Annotated in this window: 13 protein-coding genes; 2 read left to right on the plus strand and 11 right to left on the minus strand. The window is 59.4% G+C overall.

What is annotated here, in order from left to right:
- Positions 1-99 precede the first annotated feature (99 nt).
- The 4 genes from prfC to D7S44_RS10790 all read right to left on the minus strand — a co-directional run bounded on the left by prfC (position 100) and on the right by D7S44_RS10790 (position 4,195).
- Positions 100-1,683, minus strand: a complete 1,584-nt coding sequence (prfC, locus tag D7S44_RS10775; RefSeq protein ID WP_120454707.1) for a peptide chain release factor 3 — start codon at positions 1,681-1,683, stop codon at positions 100-102.
- A 263-nt stretch (positions 1,684-1,946) separates the two neighbouring features.
- Positions 1,947-3,050 carry a M20 peptidase aminoacylase family protein gene (locus D7S44_RS10780; protein WP_120454709.1) on the minus strand — a complete coding sequence of 368 codons (1,104 nt, stop codon included), beginning with the start codon at positions 3,048-3,050 and terminating at the stop codon, positions 1,947-1,949.
- A gap of 10 nt (positions 3,051-3,060) precedes the next feature.
- Entirely contained in the window at positions 3,061-3,534 is a 474-nt protein-coding gene (locus tag D7S44_RS10785; RefSeq protein WP_120454711.1) for a YjiG family protein, read from the minus strand.
- The gene (locus D7S44_RS10790; protein ID WP_120454713.1) at positions 3,524-4,195 is read right to left on the minus strand and encodes a nucleoside recognition domain-containing protein; all 672 of its coding nucleotides are present in this window, start codon (positions 4,193-4,195) and stop codon (positions 3,524-3,526) included. The genes D7S44_RS10785 and D7S44_RS10790 overlap by 11 nt, the downstream gene beginning before the upstream one ends.
- Positions 4,196-4,638: 443 nt before the next feature.
- On the opposite strand from D7S44_RS10790, the gene ftnA reads away from it, so the two are divergent.
- Positions 4,639-5,151 carry a non-heme ferritin gene (ftnA, locus tag D7S44_RS10795; protein ID WP_120454715.1) on the plus strand — a complete coding sequence of 171 codons (513 nt, stop codon included), beginning with the start codon at positions 4,639-4,641 and terminating at the stop codon, positions 5,149-5,151.
- A gap of 160 nt (positions 5,152-5,311) precedes the next feature.
- On the opposite strand, the gene D7S44_RS10800 is transcribed toward ftnA, so the two are convergent.
- Together D7S44_RS10800 and D7S44_RS10805 are read right to left on the minus strand one after the other, a co-directional pair.
- Entirely contained in the window at positions 5,312-7,672 is a 2,361-nt protein-coding gene (locus tag D7S44_RS10800) for a glycoside hydrolase family 31 protein (RefSeq protein WP_120454717.1), read from the minus strand.
- Between the two features lie 10 nt (positions 7,673-7,682).
- The gene (locus D7S44_RS10805; RefSeq protein ID WP_120454719.1) at positions 7,683-8,993 is read right to left on the minus strand and encodes an MFS transporter; all 1,311 of its coding nucleotides are present in this window, start codon (positions 8,991-8,993) and stop codon (positions 7,683-7,685) included.
- A 238-nt stretch (positions 8,994-9,231) separates the two neighbouring features.
- Here D7S44_RS10805 and D7S44_RS10810 point away from each other — a divergent pair, with 238 nt between their 5' ends.
- A complete protein-coding gene (locus D7S44_RS10810) occupies positions 9,232-10,296 on the plus strand; it encodes a LacI family DNA-binding transcriptional regulator (protein ID WP_120454721.1) in 1,065 nt (354 codons plus the stop codon).
- Here the strand turns inward: D7S44_RS10810 and D7S44_RS10815 are convergent.
- The 5 genes from D7S44_RS10815 to D7S44_RS10835 all read right to left on the minus strand — a co-directional run bounded on the left by D7S44_RS10815 (position 10,293) and on the right by D7S44_RS10835 (position 20,382).
- Positions 10,293-13,154: an EAL domain-containing protein gene (locus D7S44_RS10815; RefSeq protein WP_120454723.1), complete on the minus strand. Its 2,862-nt coding sequence runs from the start codon at positions 13,152-13,154 to the stop codon at positions 10,293-10,295. The two genes, D7S44_RS10810 and D7S44_RS10815, sit on opposite strands and share 4 nt — an antisense overlap.
- Before the next feature lie 315 nt (positions 13,155-13,469).
- Positions 13,470-15,194 carry a bifunctional ornithine lipid synthase OlsF gene (gene olsF / locus D7S44_RS10820; RefSeq protein ID WP_120454725.1) on the minus strand — a complete coding sequence of 575 codons (1,725 nt, stop codon included), beginning with the start codon at positions 15,192-15,194 and terminating at the stop codon, positions 13,470-13,472.
- A 73-nt stretch (positions 15,195-15,267) separates the two neighbouring features.
- Positions 15,268-15,909: a cupin domain-containing protein gene (locus D7S44_RS10825; protein WP_120454727.1), complete on the minus strand. Its 642-nt coding sequence runs from the start codon at positions 15,907-15,909 to the stop codon at positions 15,268-15,270.
- A 148-nt stretch (positions 15,910-16,057) separates the two neighbouring features.
- Positions 16,058-18,181, minus strand: a complete 2,124-nt coding sequence (locus tag D7S44_RS10830; protein WP_120454729.1) for a putative bifunctional diguanylate cyclase/phosphodiesterase — start codon at positions 18,179-18,181, stop codon at positions 16,058-16,060.
- Positions 18,182-18,336: 155 nt separating this feature from the next.
- Positions 18,337-20,382 (minus strand): putative bifunctional diguanylate cyclase/phosphodiesterase, encoded by a 2,046-nt coding sequence (locus tag D7S44_RS10835; RefSeq protein ID WP_120454731.1) that lies wholly within the window; start codon positions 20,380-20,382, stop codon positions 18,337-18,339.
- Between the last annotated feature and the right edge of the window lie 287 nt (positions 20,383-20,669).

Raw genomic sequence — 20,669 nt, forward strand, 5'->3', positions numbered from 1 at the left:
GATCACACGCCAGTTAAGAGAAAAAACAGCATTTTTAGGAGGAGTCTGGAGAGGGAGAACAGGGCCAGCCAAAGCTGGGCGGCCCTGTTGTAGCGCGGATTAATGCTCGCGGGTTTTGCGGAAGATCACGTCAGGATAGCGTTCCTGCGTGATGTTCAGATTCACCATGGTCGGTGCGATGTAGGTCAGGTTGTCGCCGCCGTCCAGCGCGAGGTTGACCTCGTTTTTACGCTGGAACTCGTCGAATTTCTTCGCATCGCTGCACTCAACCCAGCGCGCCGTGGAAACGTTAATCGCTTCGTAGATCGCCTCGACGTTATATTCGCTTTTCAGACGCGCCACGACGACGTCAAACTGCAGCACGCCCACCGCGCCGACGATCAGGTCGTTGTTGTGCACCGGACGGAACACCTGTACCGCGCCCTCTTCCGACAGCTGTACCAGCCCTTTCAGCAGCTGTTTCTGCTTGAGCGGATCGCGCAGGCGGATACGACGGAACAGCTCAGGGGCAAAGTTCGGAATGCCGGTGAACTTCATGTTCTCGCCCTGAGTAAAGGTGTCGCCGATCTGGATGGTGCCGTGGTTGTGCAGGCCGATGATATCGCCCGGCCAGGCCTCTTCTACGTGCGAGCGGTCGCCCGCCATAAACGTCAGCGCGTCGGAGATCACCACATCTTTGCCGGTGCGCACCTGGCGCAGCTTCATGCCCTTCTCATATTTACCAGAAACGACGCGCATAAAGGCGACGCGGTCGCGGTGTTTCGGGTCCATATTGGCCTGAATCTTGAACACGAAGCCGGTGAACTTCTCTTCCTGCGCGGTAACGGTACGCACGTCGGTCGCGCGCGGCATCGGCGCAGGTGCCCAGGAGACCAGGCCGTCAAGCATATGATCGACGCCAAAGTTGCCCAGCGCGGTGCCGAAGAAGACCGGCGTGATTTCACCGCTCAGGAACAGCTCACGATCGAATTCGTGCGAAGCGCCTTTTACCAGCTCCAGCTCCTCGCGCAGCTGCGCCGCCAGCTCTTCGCCGACCGCGTTGTCCAGCTCCGGGTTATCCAGCCCTTTGACAATGCGCACTTCCTGAATGGTATGGCCCTGTCCCGTCTGGTAGAGATAGGTTTCGTCGTTATAGAGGTGGTAAACCCCTTTGAACAGTTTGCCGCAGCCGATAGGCCAGGTGATCGGCGCGCAGGCAATTTTCAGCTCGCTCTCCACCTCATCCAGCAGCTCCATCGGATCGCGGATATCGCGGTCGAGCTTGTTCATAAAGGTCAGGATCGGCGTGTCGCGCAGGCGGGTTACTTCCATCAGCTTGCGGGTGCGATCCTCGACGCCTTTCGCCGCGTCGATCACCATCAGGCAGCAGTCCACCGCCGTCAGGGTGCGGTAGGTATCTTCCGAGAAGTCTTCGTGCCCTGGGGTATCGAGCAGGTTGACCAGGCTCTCGCGATAGGGGAACTGCATTACCGAGGTGGTGATAGAGATGCCGCGCTGCTTCTCCATCTCCATCCAGTCCGATTTAGCGTGCTGGCTGGAGCCGCGGCCTTTTACCGTACCGGCAGTCTGGATAGCCTGTCCGAACAGCAGCACTTTTTCAGTGATGGTGGTTTTACCGGCATCGGGGTGCGAAATGATCGCAAAGGTGCGGCGGCGCGCCACCTCTTGCATGAAATTAGACATGAGTGAGTTCTTCTCATCGAGGCAACGTCACACGAGAGGACGCTGCAGAGTAATCATGATGGCCGGAAATCCGGCAGGTAAACGGAGCCAGGCGTGACGCAACAGCGTCAGAAGGCGGTGGTTGATGCGCGTTCTACATTGGCGGCGATTCCGGTTACCCAGTCTTCGTTAAGGCGGCATAGCATACAATATTTTGCGCGCGGCGGCGAACAGCGGCAGGGAAAATTTCAGCACAGCCCGCCCTCAGGCGGGCATTCGCCGGGTTACCCCAGCACTCTTTTTACGCAGGATTTAAAAATATTCACGCCATTTTCCAGCGCGTTAAGATCGAAGTGCATATCGGGATGATGCAGGCCCGGCACCAGGTTAGTGCCAAGACCCCAGAAGCCCGCCTTCACGTTCGGGCGCTTCACCGGATAAAAGAAGAAGTCTTCGCTGCCCGGCGTGGTTTTCGCCTCCAGCAGCCCCTCTGCGCCCAGCACCTCGGTAATCGCCGCACGGATCACCTCCGTCGCATCATTATCGATCTCCGCCGCAGGCATCTCTTTCAGCATCACGACATTCGCCGTGGCGCCCAGCGCCGCGACGCTGTGCTGGATCGCCTGCGTGACCTTCTCTTTCAGCGCCTCCATCGGCGCGTTCTCCTGCGAACGCAGATCCCATACCACCCGCGCCTCGTCAGGCACCGAGTTGGTGACGCCTGCATCGCAGAGAAAACGGGTCGCCTTCACGCTCCAGTTAAGCCCCGGCGAGAGATGAATAGCGTTTACCGCATTGACCGCCTGTACCGCCGCGTCCAGCGCGTTAACGCCGAGATGCGGGCGCGCGGCGTGCGCGGGCGCGCCTTTGATAGTGGCTTCCAGCGTCGAGCAGGCGGAGTAGAGCACGGCAGGCGTTGCCTGGCCGACCACGCACTCCTCCAGCGGACGCAGATGGAAACCGAAGATCATCTCTACGTCATCCAGCGCGCCACCTTCAACCATCGCCAGCGCACCAGCGCCCAGCTCTTCGGCTGGCTGGAACAAAATTTTCAGGCGACCTTTTTTGACCGCGCCTTCCGCCAGCAGCTCCTGCGCGGCGGTCAGCACCACGGAAGAGTGGCCGTCATGGCCGCAGGTATGACGCGCGCAGGCCACGCCGTCGATGATATGGCCGAGCGCGTCCATGTCGGCGCGCAGCGCCAGCACCGGCCCGGGCACGCCGCTGTCGATCTCCGCCACGATGCCGGTGGTCTGGTTGATATTGCGCGTCACCTTCAGCCCCGCCGTTTCCAGCTGTTCGGCGATATAAGCAGAGGTTTTAAATTCCTGAAAGCCCAGCTCCGGGATTTCATGCAGGTTGTGATAATGCTCTAAGACCTTTGACACCGCTTCTCTCCTAAATAAAAAGACGCATAACGACCATTGCGATCGCCGCATTGATAACGCTTACCAGCATCAGCAGCGGCCAGTATTTTTTCGGCACATCGGCCACGCCCAGCAGACGCCCCATGTATTGCAGCTGCGATCCCATCAGGAAAATCGCGGGCGCGAGGATAGTAATGTCCGCGCCGGTCAACACGCCTTTAACCAGCAGGCTCACCGCCACGCCCGTGCCAGCCGAGGAAGAGAGCCAGGCGGTCAACAACACGGTGATGGCTTCGCCCGGCAGGCCGAACAGCCCCATTACCGGCGCGAAAACCGTGCCGAGAAACGGCATGATGCCGAGCAGGTTGAGCACTTCCGCCAGCACATAGGCCATCACCACATTAGGCATCAGGTTATGAATAGCGATGTGGAAACCCTTGCGCGCGCCGGTAACGAAAATATCAAAGGGATTCTGGCTGACTTTTACCGCGCCGTTATTTTCCATGGTCGAAGTCCTTTTTATAAACACTGTTTAACACACAACGCGTCAGCGCCGCACCGACAAATTTAAGAACGAACATTAACGCGAGCGGAATAATAATCGGCAGCGTCATCGAGGCGAACAGTGCCGATCCGATGGCGAAATAGTTATTGATTAATCCCGCGCCGGAATATTGCCAGGCGCTCATGACCACAATATCTTTTTTGCTGACCTGGCCGCGGTCATACATCTCTTTCGTCAGCGCCGCGCCCGCGTCAGTGCTCTGCAGATCGGTGATCAGCGCCAGCCCGCAGCGACCCGGCAGCCCCATCAACGGGCGCAGTAGCGGCGTCAGCAGCTTGTGCGCCGCGCGCATGGCGCCGTAGTGGGTGAAAATCTCCAGCACGCCCAGCGCCAGCATCACGGTCGGCGTCAGCGAGAGTGCGAACAGAAAACCCGCTTTGGCGCTCAGTCCGCCCGCGCCGAGAAAAGTATTGCTGGCGGGATCTTTCATGGTGCCGAAGCTGCCGCCCAGCGTGGTAAAGTCAAAGGCGCCCAGCCAGCGAAAGCCGTCGACCTTATAGAGCAATCCTGAAAAAAAGAGGACCGCGACAAACAGCGCCAGATAACTTCCTTTGCTGGCTGAGACGCGCTCGCTTCTCAGCGCTATTTTTTCGTCAGACATGATTATTCCCGCGAAGTCGTTTATTAGTTGCAATATATGGAACTCTGTTGATTGCAGGTTTTATGCCAACCGCCCTAAAACCTTTCTTTTGAAAATAAAGTTCTTCTCTCCCTGCGTTTTAAATAAATAATCGATTAAATCTGCGCCGATTTATATTTCTCAGCGACCTGATGACGCAGCGAATATCGCTCTGCTTCTGTTATCGAACGGCGATGCAGGCGGTACTGCACCGATAGTGTGCAGATGCGCCGCACCGATTGGGCGTAGCGGGAAACGTACCGAAGAATGATAATCGCTCGTATTCAAATAACTAAATAATTCTATTTAAATCAATTGGATAAAATGTAATTTTTTAGTAAAAAGCTATCTTTTGTCCGGCATCATGGTGCATAATTCACCACTTCTCCCCTGCTAATTATTTTGCCTCTTTAAAGGAATCGACCATGCTGACTGCTGAAATGACCTCGCGTCTTAATGATCAACTTAACCTCGAATTTTTCTCCGCTAATCTCTATTTACAGATGAGCGCGTGGTGCAGCGATAAAGGTCTGGAAGGCGCAGCGGCATTTCTGAAAGAGCACTCCCGTGAAGAGATGGAGCACATGCAGCGCCTGTTTGAATACCTGAGCGATACGGGCGCCATGCCGGTGCTGGGCACCATCGCCGCGCCGCCGGTCGCCTATAACTCGCTGACGGAACTGCTGGAGCAGGCGCTGGATCATGAAAAGCTGATCACGCGAAAAATCAACGAGCTGGCGCATGCGGCTATCACGTCGCTCGACTACTCCACCTTTAATTTCCTGCAGTGGTATGTTGCAGAACAGCATGAAGAAGAGAAGCTGTTCAAAACCGTACTGGATAAGCTGGCGCTGGTAGGCAACAAAGGCGAAGGCCTGTTCCTGGTCGACAAAGATCTGGGACGTATGAATACGGAAAGCCACGGCGCTAACGGCTAAGGTGCCGGCACGGGCCAAACGGCCCAATCGCAGCGTTGCTTAAGGCTTCCATGCTTGCTCGGCCCGCGCCATCCTTGGTGCGGGCCGTTTTGCTTTTCAGGCCGTTCCGCCTGCGCTTTCTGTTCATTGCAGCCGGGTTTCCTTCGCGGAACGCTGCGCCTTACAGGCTAAACCGCGCCTTTTTCTCGCCGTTGATCCACAGCTCGCGCGTCTCGCCATCGGGCAGCAACACCTCAATTTCACGCCACGCGGGTTGATAATCGCCGCGCTTCTCCAGCGTCAGTTCAAGGCGTTCGCGACTGCTCTGCAGCGTCCAGCGCATCCAGAGTGCGTTGCCCTGCTGCCAGCCGTGGCTTTCGCCGTCGTCATCGAAAAATTCGCCCTCCGTGCGCGCCTCGCCCGGCGCAGGCCACAGCTGAAGCTCGCGCACCCTGTCGAGCCGCGCATCGGTGGTGGTTTCGCAGCGTCCCAGCGGCATGGCGGAACCGGCGCGCGCCAGCAGCGGCAAGCGGTCGAGCGGCGCGTCCAGCGTGACGGTTTGTCCGCCCGCCAGCCACTGGCCGCTGTGCCAGTCATACCAGCCGTGGGCGTTGCGCGGCAGATAGACCTCGCGCTCGCGGCTGCCCTCTTCCACCACGCTGGCGACCAGCAGATCGCGGCCCAGCAGAAAGTCGTCATTTTCCCGGTAAGTCTCGCTGTCCTCTTCATGATCGAGGAAGGTTGGGCGCAGCATTGGCTCATCCTGCGTGCTCGCCTGCCACAGCAGCGTGTAGAGGTAGGGCATCAGACGATAGCGCAGACGGATCGCCTCGCGGATCAGCGGCGTCACCTCCGGATACATCCAGGGCTCGTTCACGGTGTGATCGTCGTTCCACGAATGGATGGTAAAGCGCGGATGCATCACGCCATTCTGCACCCAGCGCACAAACAGCTCGGCGTCCGGCTTGTCGCCAGAGAAGCCGCCCACATCGTGGCCGACGTTAAACAGCCCGGACAGGCTCATGCCCAGCCCCATGCGGATGTTGTAGCGCAGCGTCTGCCAGCTGGTGCGGTTATCGCCGCTCCATGTCTGCACGTAGCGCTGCATGCCGGCGCAGCCGGAACGGGAGATCAGATAGGGACGCTTCTCCGGCGCGAACCGCTGCTGCGCCTCCAGCGAGGCGCGCATCATCAGCAGCGGCATCACCGGACGAATATGCTTAATGGCGATGCTCTGGCCGAAGCCGTAGCAACGCGCTTCGCCGTCCCAGACTTCATATTCGTTATTGTCGTTCCAGGTGGCGTCGATACCCTTCTCCAGCAGCTGCGTGGTCACGTTCTCCTGCCACCAGCGCACCGCCTGCGGATGGGTAAAATCGAGGTGCGATCCCTCATCATCCCAGAACACCGAGCGCTCCGGACGATCCTGCTCCGAGTCGCGAATAAAGAGCCCCTGCGACGCCACTTCCTGATAGCGCGGATGATCCTGCAGCAGACAGGGTTTGATATTCGCCGCCAGCTTCATGCCCGCAGCGTGGAACGCCTCGCTCATGCCGTTGGGATTTGGCACCTTGTCGTAGTTCCAGTTAAAGACATAGCGCTTGTTGTTGATGGAGGTGTAGCCCGACGAAAGCTGGAACGAGTCGCAGGGAATTTCGTGCTCGCGGCAGAGACGGATAAAGCCCTGCAGCTGCTGCTGCGCGTCGGGCGCGTCGGTGTAGTGCATGGTCGAACCGCTGTATCCCAGGCTCCATTTCGGCTGAAAAATAGTCCGGCCGGTCAGGCGCACAAAAGCCTGCGTCACATCCAGCAGCTTCGGCCCCAGCATCAGGTAGTAGTCGAGATCGCCCGCTTCGGTGCGGTAGCGTCGATACGGCAGATGGTAGTTGTCCAGCTCGTTGCCGAGATCGAGCCAGCTGCTGCTCAGGTTGTCATAAAACAGGCCGAAGCTGACGCCGTCGCGCTGCGTCAGGGTAAAAGGAATGTGTTTATAGAGCGGATCGGTGCTGGCGGCGTTATAGCCCATGGCGTCGAGGTTGCGCATTTCGAAGCGACGGCCGCTGCGGTTCAGATCGCCTGTTTTTTCGCCGAGACCGTAGACGCGATCCTGCGGCTGGCGACGCTGGTAGTGCTCTACGCCGTCGCCGTGCGCGTTCAGCAAATAGGCACCGGTATGGCGATCGGCCGCCAGCGGCTGCCACTGTCCCTGATGAAAATGATCCCAGCTCAGACAAAGCGGATGATGCACCGTTACGCGCAAACGGTCGGTGCTGATACGCAGCTGGTTCTCTTCATGCTCCAGCTGAAACGCGGGCAGCGTAAAGCCGTCGAGGGATTCACGATCGCGCCCTTCCCACGGCACATCGTCGCCCGGCGCGATGCTCCAGGTGCGGTTTAACGCCAGCTTGCCGTCGCGCTTCAGCAGCACGCGTATCAGACCCGGTTCCAGCACGTACAGGCGCAGCAGATGCCGGTTATCCACTTTCAGCTCAACAAAATGATCCGCGTGCTGACTCAGCGTCCAGTTCTTCAGGGTTTTCATCAAAGTGTCCTTATTGTTCAGCGCTGCGCTGACGACGTTCGGCGATAAACATCACCAGGAAAATCGCGCCCACCAGGTCGAAAAAGCCCATGGCGACAAACAGCGGGTTAAAACCAATGGTGTCGGCAGTCACGCCGATAATCAGAGAGAAGATAAAGCTGGCGATCCAGGCGCAGGAGCCGCGCATGCCGTTAACCGTCGCCATCTGACGGCGATCGAAACGCTCTACCACCAGCGCGCTGAGCATGCAGGAGATAACCTGGTGGCCGAAGCCGCCGATAGAGATCAGGGCGATCGCCAGATAGGGATCTTTAACGAGCGTCATCAGCGCCAGCGAGATCATCAGCGCCGCCCCGGTGATCGAGCTGGCAACGATAGAGTTGACGCGGGTCAGGCCGAACCACTTCACGTAAATTTTGGTCAGATAGCCGCTGGCGACGCTGCCAAGATCGGCGGCCAGAAACGGCAGCCAGGCGAACATCACGATCTGCTTGAGATCCATGCCGCGTTCGTTAGCCAGGTAGAGCGGCACCCAGAAGCTGAGCACGGCCCAGGCGGGTTCGGCGAGAAACGCCGGTATGGCGATACCGTAGAACTTTTTCTCTTTCCCGATGGTTTTCAGCGCCTGAAAGAACGGCAGCTTTTCGCCCACGGCTTCATTGTCCTGGGTGATCCAGGCGCGCTCTTCATCAGAGAGGCGGCCATGTTTTTCCGGCGACTGGTAGCCCCACCACCAGAGACCGACCCACAGCAGCCCCAGCCCGCCGGTCAGCAGAAAGGCGCCCTGCCAGCCGAATGTAATATGCGCCACATAGATAATCGGCGGCGCCAGCATCGCGCCGACCGAAAAACCGACGCCCGCCCAGCCTGCGGCGACCGGCCGCTCTTTTTTCGGGAACCAGTCGCCGATCGCCTTGGCGTTGGCGGGCGTCGCCGCCGCCTCCGACGCGCCCATCACAAAGCGCAGCAGCGCCAGATGCAGCCAGCTGCCTGCGCCCGCGTGCAGCAGACAGGTTACCGACCAGACAAGCGCGCAGATGAGGAAGCCCATCTTCAGGCCGATCAGGTCAATCAGCCAGCCGCAGAGCGGCTGAAACAGGGTATAGGCGAGCTGAAACGCCGCGACGACCCAGGAGTAGTGCTCGGTGCTCATATTCAGGCTGGTTTTCAGCTCCGGCGCCAGAATGCCGAGCGAATTGCGCGTCACGTAATTAACGGTCACGCCCAGCAAAAACAGCCCCAGCATCCACCAGCGCAGATTTTTGATTGTGCGCATCGTACGCGTCGCGCCGATAGGCTTAGTTGTTGATTCAAGGCTCATTTGTCAGCTCCTGTGCAGGCTTTTAACGGCCAGATTGATCCTTCACACCGCCCTCTGGCGTACCGCGTGTACCTGTCTGGCACCTTAAAAAAGCGCGAAACGTCGGTATAGCCTCTTTTTTGCAACTTTTTTCATGGCAAACTTTTCGACGCGTTTAAAGCTGCTTCTTTGCCTTATCTGACGCGATTCAGCATGCAATGAAAAATTTTTCATTGGCAGATTTGAGGACGATCACAAAATGAAACAAAGGCTGAAAATCAGCGAAATTGCGGCGCTCAGCGGCGTGTCGATCAGCACCGTTTCGCGCGTGCTGGCGGGCAAAGCCAATACCCGCGCCAGCACGCGCGACAAGGTACTGGCAGTGGCGCAACAGCAGGGGGTGCTGGATAACCTGCACAGCGGGCGCCTGCTGCTGAATAATTTGATGGTATTTGCGCCGCCGCGCGCCTTCGACGTGCGCAGCGATATCTTTTATTACAAGGTTATTCAGGGCATCGCGCAGGCGATCGCGCCGCACGAGGTGCGTTTACGCTACTGCGCGCTGGAAGAGAATGAGAGCGACACGTCGCTGTTTCTGGAGAAGATGCAGCAGACCGACGCCGCGCTGCTGGTGGGTATCGACGACGATCATATCCACCAGCTTGCGGCGGAGATAAACAAGCCGTGCGTGTTGATTAATGCGATGGACCGCCGTATGCGGCTCTCTTCAGTCTCTCCACATCATCAGCTGATTGGCGAAAGCGCCGCGCGCTATCTGTTTGAACAGGGACACCGCCAGATTTTGTCGCTGCACTGCCTGCGCCGCTACACCATGGAGCAGCGTTTACAGGGGGTGCGCGACGCCTGGCACGCCATGAATCTGCGCTTCGACAGCCGTCAGCATCTGCTGACGCTGACCAGCTTCAGCCGTCTTGAGGCGGCGGAAAGGCTGGGCGAATACCTGAAGCATTGCCCGCTCGCCCAGCGGCCGACGGCGATTCTGGCGAGCGGCGACTATATCGCCGCTGGCGCGGTGGAGGCGTTGCAGCAGGCGGGACTGCGCGTGCCGCAGGATGTCTCGGTAATGAGCATGGATGGCTTTAACCTTGCCGCCATCCACGATATTCCGCTGACCTCCGTGCAGGTGCCGCGCGACGAGCTGGGCGCAGAGGCGGTACGCATAGTGCAGAGCATGCGCCTGAACGCGCAGGCGCTGCCCGGCACGCTGCTGCTGCACGGCAAGCTGGTGGTGCGCGAGTCGGTACGCCGCATTCGCGACAACCCCAGCCACGCGCCGGTGCAGCAGCACGGCCTCTATGATTAGGCCGGGGTGTGTAGCGCTTTCAGCCGCAGCTCCGACGGCTGCGGGCGGCCAAAATAGTAGCCCTGGAACAGCGTACAGCCCTCTTCGCGCAGCTTCGCGAACTGTTCGCTGCTCTCCACCCCTTCGGCAGTGATTTGAATATCGAGGCTGCGGCTCATGCCGGTAATGGCACGGATAATCGCCAGCGCCTCGCGACTGTCGCCCATATCGCTGATAAAGGATTTGTCGATTTTGATCTTATCGAACGGGAAGGATCGCAGATAGCTGAGCGACGAATAGCCGGTGCCAAAGTCATCCAGCGCAATCTGCACGCCGAGTTTTTTCAGGCTCTCCAGCGTGCGGATATTACCGAGCGAGTCGTCGAGCAGCACCGACTCGGTGATTTCCACTTCCAGCCGGTTCGGCTCCAGCCCGGAGTCACGCAGTGCAGCCTCTACGACCGATACCAGCGAGCTGTTTTTAAACTGCAGCGGCGAGAGGTTTACTGACACCGTCTGCTTGCCTTCCCAGCTTGTCGCCTCGCGGCAGGCTTCGTAGAGCGCATAAGCACCGAGCATATGAATCAGGCCGCTCTCCTCTGCAATGGGAATAAAGTCGTTCGGCATAATCAGCCCTTTCACCGGATGGTGCCAGCGCATCAACGCCTCGTAGCCGATAATCGACTGTACCGCCTCGCCGTCAGTAATCGGCTGGTAGTAGAGCTTAAGCTGATGGCCGCCGATCGCCTCGCGCAGATCGTTCTCTATCACCCGGCGGCTGCGCGCCACGTCATCCATCACCAGCGTAAAATGCTCATAGCGATTGCGCCCGTTACGCTTGGCCTCATAAAGCGCCATATCGGCGCAGCGCAGCATCTGCTCCGGCGTATTGGTGATAGTCCCGCTCAGGGCGATGCCGACGCTGAGGCCGACGCTCAGGTTATGGCCTTCGACGTTAACCGGCGGGCGTATCGCTTCGATCAGGCGCTGGGCGACGAGCGCCGCCTCCTCCGCATTCCCCACGGACGGCAGGACGATAGCGAACTCGTCGCCGCCGATACGTGCCAGCGTGTCGCGATCGCGCAGCGCGGCGCGCAGCCGTTTGGCGACCGCGCGCAGCAACTCGTCGCCGATCTGGTGGCCAAGCGCATCGTTTACGTTCTTGAAATTGTCGAGATCCAGACAGAGCGTGGCGGTCTGTCGGCTGCCCTGCGCATCATGCCGCAGCGCCTCGCTTAGCCGCTGCCGGAACAGAATGCGGTTCGGCAGGCTGGTGAGGTTATCGTGATGCGCCATATGGTGGATGCGCGCATCGGCGGCGCGCTGGTCGGTGACATCCTCGACGATCAGCATAATGTAGTTCTGGCGCGCATCCTGTCCGGCGATGGTGGTGGCGCGGGTATGCAGGATGCGTTCGCCGCTGGCGGTGAGCAATAGCTGCTCGCGCTGGTGAATGCCCTCGTTGCGCAGCGCAATATCCGCCAGGCTGTTGAAGTAGTCGCTGAGTTCAGCCGACATGCACTCGTGCGGCTTTTTGTTGACCAGCAGCGCTTTAGACAGGCCGAACAGCTTTTCCGACCGATCGTTGACCAGCAGGATCTCGCGCGTAATGGCGTCTTCGACCACCACGCAGGAGGGAATATTGGTGATGATATTATCGAGGAATTTCGACAGCGCCGACATTTTTGCGCTCTGCGCTTCGGCCAGGTCTTTGGCGCGCAGCAGCTGCTGCTCCTGCTCGCGGCGCTCGGTAATGTCGCGGGTGATCTTGGCGAAGCCGATCAGCTTTCCTTCGTCGTTATGGATGGCGTCGATGACCACATGCGCCCAGAAGGCGCTGCCGTCCTTGCGGTAGCGCCAGCCCTCATCCTCGAAGCGGCCGTTCTTCAGTGCAGTCGCCAGATTTGTCTCCGGGGCGCGCTGCAAACGCTCCTGCGCGCTGTAAAACACCGAAAAGTGCTGGCCGACAATCTCTTCGGCGACATAGCCTTTGGCGCGCTGCGCCCCGGCGTTCCAGTTCACTACGCAGCCGTTGATATCCAGCATATAGATGGCGTAATCGGTGACGCCTTCCACCAGCAGGCGAAAGCGCTGCTCCTGCTCGCGCTGCGCGCGCAGCATCGCCTGCTGCTCGGTGCAGTCGCGGGTGATTTTGGCGTAGCCGATAAGCTTGCCACCGTCGTCGCGCACGGCGTCGATAATAACGTGCGCCCAGAACGCGCTGCCGTCTTTGCGGTAGCGCCAGCCCTCATCTTCGAAACGGCCGGTGCGATAGGCTGTCTGCAGGTTTTTTTGTGGAATAAGCGCCTTGCGATCCTGGGCGCTATAGAAGCGGGAGAAGTGCTGGCCGACAATCTCTTCGGCAACATAGCCTTTGGCGCGCTGCGCCCCGGCGTTCCAGTTTACGACCAGCCCGTCGTGATCCAGCATATAAATGGCGTAGTCGGTTACGCCCTCCACCAGCAGGCGGAAACGCGCCTCCTGTTCACGCTCTTTGCGCTGCTGCGCCTGCTGTTCGGTGCAGTCGCGCGTAATCTTGGCGAAGCCGATCAGCTCGCCGTGGGGGTCGCGGATGGCGTCGATAACCACATGCGCCCAGAATGCGCTGCCATCTTTACGGTAGCGCCAGCCTTCGGTTTCGAAGCTGCCGGTGCGCGCGGCGGTATCCAGGCCGCGCTGCGGCACACCCTTCTGCCGATCGCTTTCGCTGTAAAACAGCGAGAAATGCTTACCGACGATCTCATCTGGCGTGTAGCCTTTCGCCCGTTGCGCCCCTGCATTCCAGTTAGCGACAGTGCCGTCTGGTTTAAGCATATAGATGGCGTAATCGATCACGCTTTGTACCAGTAACCGATACATGACATCTGCATTTTTATCCATTGTTATTAGCCTGTTGCTGCGCTGTCTGAGGTTGTCCCCAAAAATTAAGAAAGCTCTTAATGAGGCCCCGACTACATCCGAAATGCCCTGTTTTGACAAGCACTAATAAGCGGATGACGAAAGTTAGTAGGTGTTTTATCGGCAGTGGCGAGAAAATGTTCAACTGTAAATAAACGTGTGTAATGGCGGGTTTAAGACGGTAAAGAATAAGCAGGTAAAAGCGAAAATGCACGAAAAGCCCGACGCCGAGGGTCGGGCTTAACGCTCAATAAAATCAGTCACCTGTGCCGCGGCGTGGGCAAAACGCCTGGAGGCTTACCCTTCCGTCTTCTCCGCCGCTACCTGATGCACGGCAATATACCGTTCGTAGCGCGACGCCTTCAGCCGCGTTAAATCCACTAGTACCAGTCCGTCGATGCAGTGATTGAACTCGGGATCGCTGCCGAAATCGATAAACTGCACGCCGCCAGGCTCGCACAGCTCCGAATACTGCTTATAGAGCGTCGGAATAGCGCAGCCGAGGTTGCTCAGCAGCAGCTTGAGCCTGCGCAAATCTTCCTGATAGTCGTCGCCGCTGAACTGCGCCAGCACGTCCGGCAGCGAAGCGGGATAGGGCCGACGCGACGTCGCCAGCGGCAGTTCGGTGGGGAAATAGAGCCGGTAGAAAGCCACCAGCAGATCGCGCGCCGCCAGCGGCATGCCACCCGAGATGGAAACCGGTCCAAACAGATAGCGCGTCTGAGGATAGCGCGCCAGATAAGCGCCGATGCCGAGCCAGAGATAATCGAGCCCGCGCTTGCCCCAGTAGGCAGGCTGAATAAAGCTGCGCCCCAGTTCAATGCTCTGCTGCAAAATTGGCATCATGCGCTCGTCGTAGTGGAACAGGCTGTGGCTGTAAAATCCTTCCAGACCGCGTCTGGAGAGCTGTTCGTCACCGGGAATAAAGCGGTAGGCGCCGACGATCTCCAGCTGCGCGTCATCCCACAGGATAAGGTGGTAATAGTCGTCGTCGTAGTTATCCAGATCGCGACGGCGGCCGCTGCCCTCGCCCACCGCGCGAAAGGCGATTTCACGCAGTCGCCCCAGCTCGCGCAGCAGCGGTACCCAGGTCGCGCCGTTGCGCCGCCACAGATAGATCTGTTTACCGTCGCCGGTGGTGCCGAGATGCTCGCTCTCGCGCAGCGCCCGCTTCAGCTCCGCGCGATCCTCGGCGCGGGCGATCGCTTTTTCAGTCTGGAACAGGCCGGGACGCTGCTGGCCGATACGGTAGAGGTGTTTGCGCAGCCGTTTTGCCAGCGCTTTGCCCGGCGTATGGCCGTCATGCCAGTGCGCAAAGGGAATTTGCGCGCCGATATGCAGCTTGATGCGGGTGCCGCGCTGGCGGAACATCTCGCGCACCAGCATCAGCAGCGCCAGCGGCTGAGCGATTTTGGCCGCCGCGTAGAAGAGTCCGCTGTTGCGCCCGTCGATAAATACCGGCACCAGCGGGGCGCGGGCGCGGGCGGCAAGACGCAGAAAGGTGTGGTGCCAGCGGCCGTCGCGCACGCCGCGGCTGCTGAGGCGCGACACTTCGCCCGCCGGGAAGATAATCAGCACGCCATCATTGCTGAGGTGCTGCTGCATGCGCTGAAGCTGGTCACGGCTGGTACGGTTGCCCATATTGTCTACCGGCAGCATCAGCGTATTAAGCGGCTCCACCATCATCAGCATGCGGTTGGCGACGATTTTCACGTCGCGCCGCACCTGCGCCACCGCTGACAGCAGCGCCAGACCGTCGAGCGCGCCGAGGGGATGGTTGGCGACGATAACGACCGGCCCGCGCGGCGGGATCTGCTCCAGATCGCGTTCGCTCAGCTCGCAGCGCACGTCGAGGTGCTCCAGCACCTGCTCGATCATATCGAGCCCTTTCAGATGGGGATAGCGCGCGGCGAAGCGCTGGAACTCCTCTTCATGCAGGGCCCAGCGCAATACCCGACGCTGCCAGCCAGTGGGGTGAGCCTGTGGCCAGAAGCGTTCGACAACCTGATCGACAGAGAACATAACGCGCCTTTTTTCGACGATGGTGACGCCAAAAATAAGACGAGATGTTTTCAAATTTATGACGCGGCGCGGCTCAGAAACGGTCGGCGATCGGCATCCAGATATCGGTCATCGCGCCCTCTTTGCCGGTAAAGGGATCGCGCGTTGGCAGCGGCACCTCCTTCACCTGCTGCTGGGCCACGTGCAGCTTGTCCGGCTCATCGCGCTGCGTCTCTGGCGCAAAGCCCTCCGGGTAAGCACCGACCACCATAAAGTCTTCGCTGGCATAGACCTGCTTATGGCCGACGCCCGCCGGGATCAGCACCGCATCGCCCGCGCGCAGCGTTACCATACGGCCCGTTTCGCCGCCGAACAGCACTTCCGCCCAGCCCTGCGCCACGCCCAGCAGCTCATGCGTATTGGGATGGAAATGCGTATAGGGAAAGATGTCGTAGCGCCATGAGGGCGGCCAGCCGTTACGCGCGAAGGTCTGTTCAAACCAGCCGGCAAAGTCGGGTTCTTCCTCCTGCGTTTCATTTTGCGCATCATTCTGCATTTCATCCTGCATCTCATCCAGCGCGATGCTCGGCCAGATGATAAGCGGCAGCGGATTGTTCGGCACGCCGCCCGATGGGCTGGCGAGCATCAGATGCTGCGGGTTATTTGACGAACCGGCGGCAAAGGTGCCCGCCGCGAAGGACATCAGTAACAACAGACTGGAAGAGGGGGCAGTCATACAGGTTCTCCGGTTAGCTTTCAGCTAAGTGTGGCAAACCTCATGACCGTTGCAATGTGCGCGCGCCAGCAAAAACACCATAAAAGCAGGTATTTGCTAACCAAACACAAATAACAACGCAACAATCCTGTCACTTTGTGCTGCCGGTTTATCCCGGCAGCGCTTCGCAAAGGGTATGAGGCGACGTGACGCTGTTTTTCTGCTCCGACAGCGGCGCGAAATCAGGCAGTTCAGCGACTTTCTCCGGCGGCACAGGCTTACCCAGTAAATATCCCTGCAGCGTATTGCAGCCTAAACCGGTTAAAAACGCCTGCTGTTCAGCCGTTTCCACCCCTTCCGCCACCACTTTCAGATCCAGCGACTGCGCCAGCGCGACGATGGCGGAGACGATGGTGGCATCCTCGGAGTGATGCTGTAGCTCATTGACGAACGCCCGGTCGATCTTGAGTTCGCTGGCCGGCAGGCGCTTGAGATAGAGCAGGCTCGAATAGCCGGTACCGAAGTCGTCAATCGAGGCTTTGACCCCCAGCCGCGTCAGTTCGGTAAGAATACGCACGCTCTCGTCCGGATCGCGCATCGCGGTGGTTTCCGTCACCTCCAGCGTCAGCAGCTCGGGCGGAATGTCATGCGTCGCCAGCGCCGCCATCACCGTTTCCACCAGACTGCTCTGCTCAAACTGCAGCGCCGAGAGGTTCACCGCCACCGACCAGTTGCTGTGCCCCTGCTGACGCCATTCGTGCAGCTGGCGGCACGCTTCGTTGATGACCCAGCTGCCGATATTGACGATCATGCCGGTCTTTTCCGCCAGCGGCAGGAAGATATCGGGCGTCAGCAGGCCGCGCGTCGGATGCTGCCAGCGCAGCAGCGCTTCAAAACCGATAATCGGGCCGCGCGGCGCACAATATTTCGGCTGGTAGAACAGGCGCAGCTCCCCGTTTTCCTGGGCGTGCCACAGATCGTTATTAAGCTGCAGCTGGGTCTGCGCCAGCGTATTCATTGAGGGCTGGAAGAAGTTATGTCCGTTGCGCCCGTTATTTTTGGTGTGGTACATCGCGGCGTCGGCGTTGAACATCAGCTCGCGCTCATCTTTGCCGTCGCCGGGGTAGACCGCAATGCCGATGCTCAGCGACACCATCAGCTCATAGCGGGAGATAGCAAACGGGCGCTCAATGGCCTTGACCAGCGTATCCGCCACCGTGGCGGCGTCGTTGGGATCGTTAATTTCAATCAGCAGCACAAACTCATCGCCGCCCATGCGCGCCAGCGTGTAATACCCTTTCATCTGATCGCTCATGCGTTCGGTGACGGCGATCAGCAGATTATCTCCGACGTGATGGCCGAAGGCGTCGTTTACCGCCTTAAAGCCGTCGAGATCCATAAACATCAGCGCAAACTGGGTGCGTTCGCGGTTGGCTTTATTGATCGCCTGCTCCAGACGATCCTCCAGCAGAATGCGGTTCGGCAGGCGCGTCAGGTTGTCGTGCAGCGCCAGCTGCGCCAGTTCGCGGTTCGCCTCTGCCAGCGAGCGCGCCAGAATCGCGGTACGCGCCTGCATGCGCGCGTCGAGCATCGACACCAGCAGCGTAATGCCGAGGATCGCCAGCGTGACCACCGTCACCAGGATCGCCAGCCAGTTGCTGTTGACGCCCATCTTGATCGTATGGCTGTGCGCCGGAAAGTTGGCCGCCGCCATGCCGGTATAGTGCATGCCCGCGATAGCGAGGCCCATCACCACCGAAGCGCCGAGACGCAGCAGCGTCGTACGGCCCGTGGTGCCGTCACGCAGGTTAAACGCCAGCCACAGCGCCGCGCCAGACGCCACCAGCGCGATAACCACCGAGAGCGCAATCCAGTTCCAGTTCCAGCTGATGCCGGGTGAAAGCATCAGCGCCGCCATCCCGGTGTAGTGCATCGCCACCACGCCGCTGCCCAGCACCAGCGCGCCGCCCAGCAGTTTTTTTATCGGTAATTCGCCCTGGCAGACCAGCCAGAGCGCGAAGATCGAGGCGATCACGGCAATCGCCATCGAGATGCCGGTGAGCGACGCGTCGTAGCTCATCACCATCTCCATGGTCATAGAGAGCATGCCGATAAAGTGCATCGCCCAGATGCCGACGCCCATGGCGAAGCCGCCGCCAAACAGCCATATCAACGCGACTTTTCCTGTTGAAGTGGCCACGCGGCCCGCCATATCCAGCGCGGTAAAGGACGCCAGCATCGCAACAAGAATGGAGACGATGACGGTAAACGAATCGTATGAGGTCACTAACATAGTGAAGTCCCGTTAAAGCGCAAAAACGCAGCCATGGAGTTGTAATGAAAAAGTCACGCGGATGAATTATTTGCTCAGGTTATCGGCAAAAGGCAAAAGGTAATTAGCTCACATCGATGAAAGCTTCCGATGTCTGTGAGCGTTAAAATCTATCGTCAAACGGCGGCGAAGTCGGCAATGCGCTCGGCAGGCGTCGGTTTACCCAGAAGATAACCCTGCAGCGCGTCAAAGCCGAGCCGGGTCAGCAGCGTCTGCTGCTCTTCGGTTTCGACTCCTTCCGCCACCATTTGCAGGTTGAGCGTCTGTGCCAGCGCCAGCATTGCGCTTACCACGGTGGCATCCTGGCTGTCGGCGCGCAGGCTGTTGATAAAGCTGCGGTCAATCTTCAGCTCGCTGGCGTCAAGGTTTTTCAGATGCAGCAGATTAGCGTAGCCGATACCGAACTTATCGATCGCCACCCTGACCTGAATTTTTTGCAGCTCGCTGATGCGCTGCTGGCTGAATTGCGGATCGCGCATGGCGATACTCTCTGTGATCTCCAGCGTCAGCGACCCGCCCGGCAGCTGATGGCGCAGCAGCGCCTGACGCACCGTCTCCAGCAGATCGCGCTGGTGAAACTGCAGCGCTGACAGGTTAACGGAAACCGTCCAGCGCGCGTGTCCGTCGCTGTGCCACTGTTTAAGCTGGCGGCAGGCTTCGTTGATCACCCAGTTACCCAGCGCGACGATCTGCCCGGTCTTTTCCGCGCGCGGCAAAAAAATGTCGGGCATCAGCAGACCGCGCGTCGGGTGCTGCCAGCGCAGCAGGGCTTCAAAGCCGATCAGCTCGCTGCTGCTGGAACGAAACTTCGGCTGATAGAACAGCCGCATCTCCTGACGCTCCAGCGCCAGCCACAGATCGTTGGCCAGCGCCAGCTGATGCTGCGCGCTGGCGCTCATCGCCGGTTCGAACAGACAGTAGCCGTTACGCCCGCTGTGTTTGGTGTGGTACATCGCCGAATCGGCGTTGAACATCAGCTCCTGCTTGTTGCGCCCATGCTGCGGATAAAAAGCGATGCCCACGCTGAGCGAGACGCGCAACAGGTAGCGATCCAGCTCAAACGCCGCATCGATCGCCCTGACCAGCCGCTGCGCCAGCGCCACGGCGTGTCGACTTTCATTGCCCTGGGTCAGCAGTACGAACTCATCGCCGCCGAGCCGCGCCAGCAGCATCCCGTCGTCGCTGAGCTGGCCACGCAGGCGCTCGGCGACGGCAATCAGCAAGCGATCGCCGACGTAGTGACCCCAGGTGTCGTTGACAGCCTTAAAGCCGTCGAGATCCATATACATCAGGGTAAAGCCGCTATCGTCGTCCAACGCCTGGCTAAGGGCGGCTTCCAGCCGCTGCTCCAGCATCACGCGATTAGGCAGCGCGGTGAGATTGTCGTGCATCGCCAGCTGATGCAGCTCCTGATTCGCCTGTTTCAGACGCTGCGCCAGACGCGCGGCGCGCAGCTGAGCATCCAGCATTGAGGCGAGCAGCGTAAAGCCGAGGATAGAGAGCGTCACCAGCGCGACCCATACCGCCAGGCCCTGCCCGCTGACGCCCTGCGCCAGCATCATGCTGTGGCGATCGAACTGTGCCGCCGCCATGCCGGTGTAGTGCATGCCCGCGATGGCGACGCCCATCACCAGCGCGCCGAGCGCGCGCATCGTCAGCAGATTTTTTTCGCCCTGACGCAGGTGAAAAGCCAGCCAGAGCGCGGCGGCGGAGGCGCAGTAAGCGATGGCGACGGAGAGCGCAACCAGCGGAAGGCGCCAGTGTGGCGCAGGCGTGATAAGCAGCGCGAGCATGCCGGTATAGTGCATCGCCACCACGCCGCTGCCGAGCATGGCGCTGCCGATAAGCCAGCGGCGACGGCTAAACTGCCCGCCCTGAGTCTGGGCAAACGCCAGCATACAGGCGACGCAGGCCGCCAGCAGGGAAAAGACCGTCAGGCCAATGTCGTAGCGCATCGGCATCACCATCGCCAGCATACCGATAAAGTGCATCGCCCAGATGCCGATGCCCATTGCCATGCCGCCAGCCATCAGCCACACGCGCGCCATCCAGCCGTGAGACACCGCGACGCGCCCTGCCGTGTCCAGCGCGGTAAACGCGGCAATAAAAGCGACGATCAGCGAAACGCCGACCAGAACGCTATCCCAGGTGACCAGCAGCATGTGCAACTCCTCACACCCCGCCCATGAGCAGGCGCTGTGTTGTAATCAACAAAGATTTCAAAAAACAGACGGATAAATAGCGGTCAGCCGTGCAGTTTATTATTTTCAGGGCCGTATAACGCTGTACCGGTCAGGTCGACATGCGATTAAGGTTTTTCCTGGCATAGCCTGTTAAAGCGTAACTGGTTCTGATTAATGTATGAACATATCACTGTTAGCGAAGCGACGGTAGAGGGCAAAATGTCCCCCGCTTTGCTTTTTTTTTGGCTCGCCCAACGCCTTGGTAT

Origin of the sequence: Pantoea piersonii, assembly GCF_003612015.1 — a bacterium.
In the GTDB taxonomy this organism is placed as follows: Bacteria; Pseudomonadota; Gammaproteobacteria; order Enterobacterales; family Enterobacteriaceae; genus Pantoea; species Pantoea piersonii.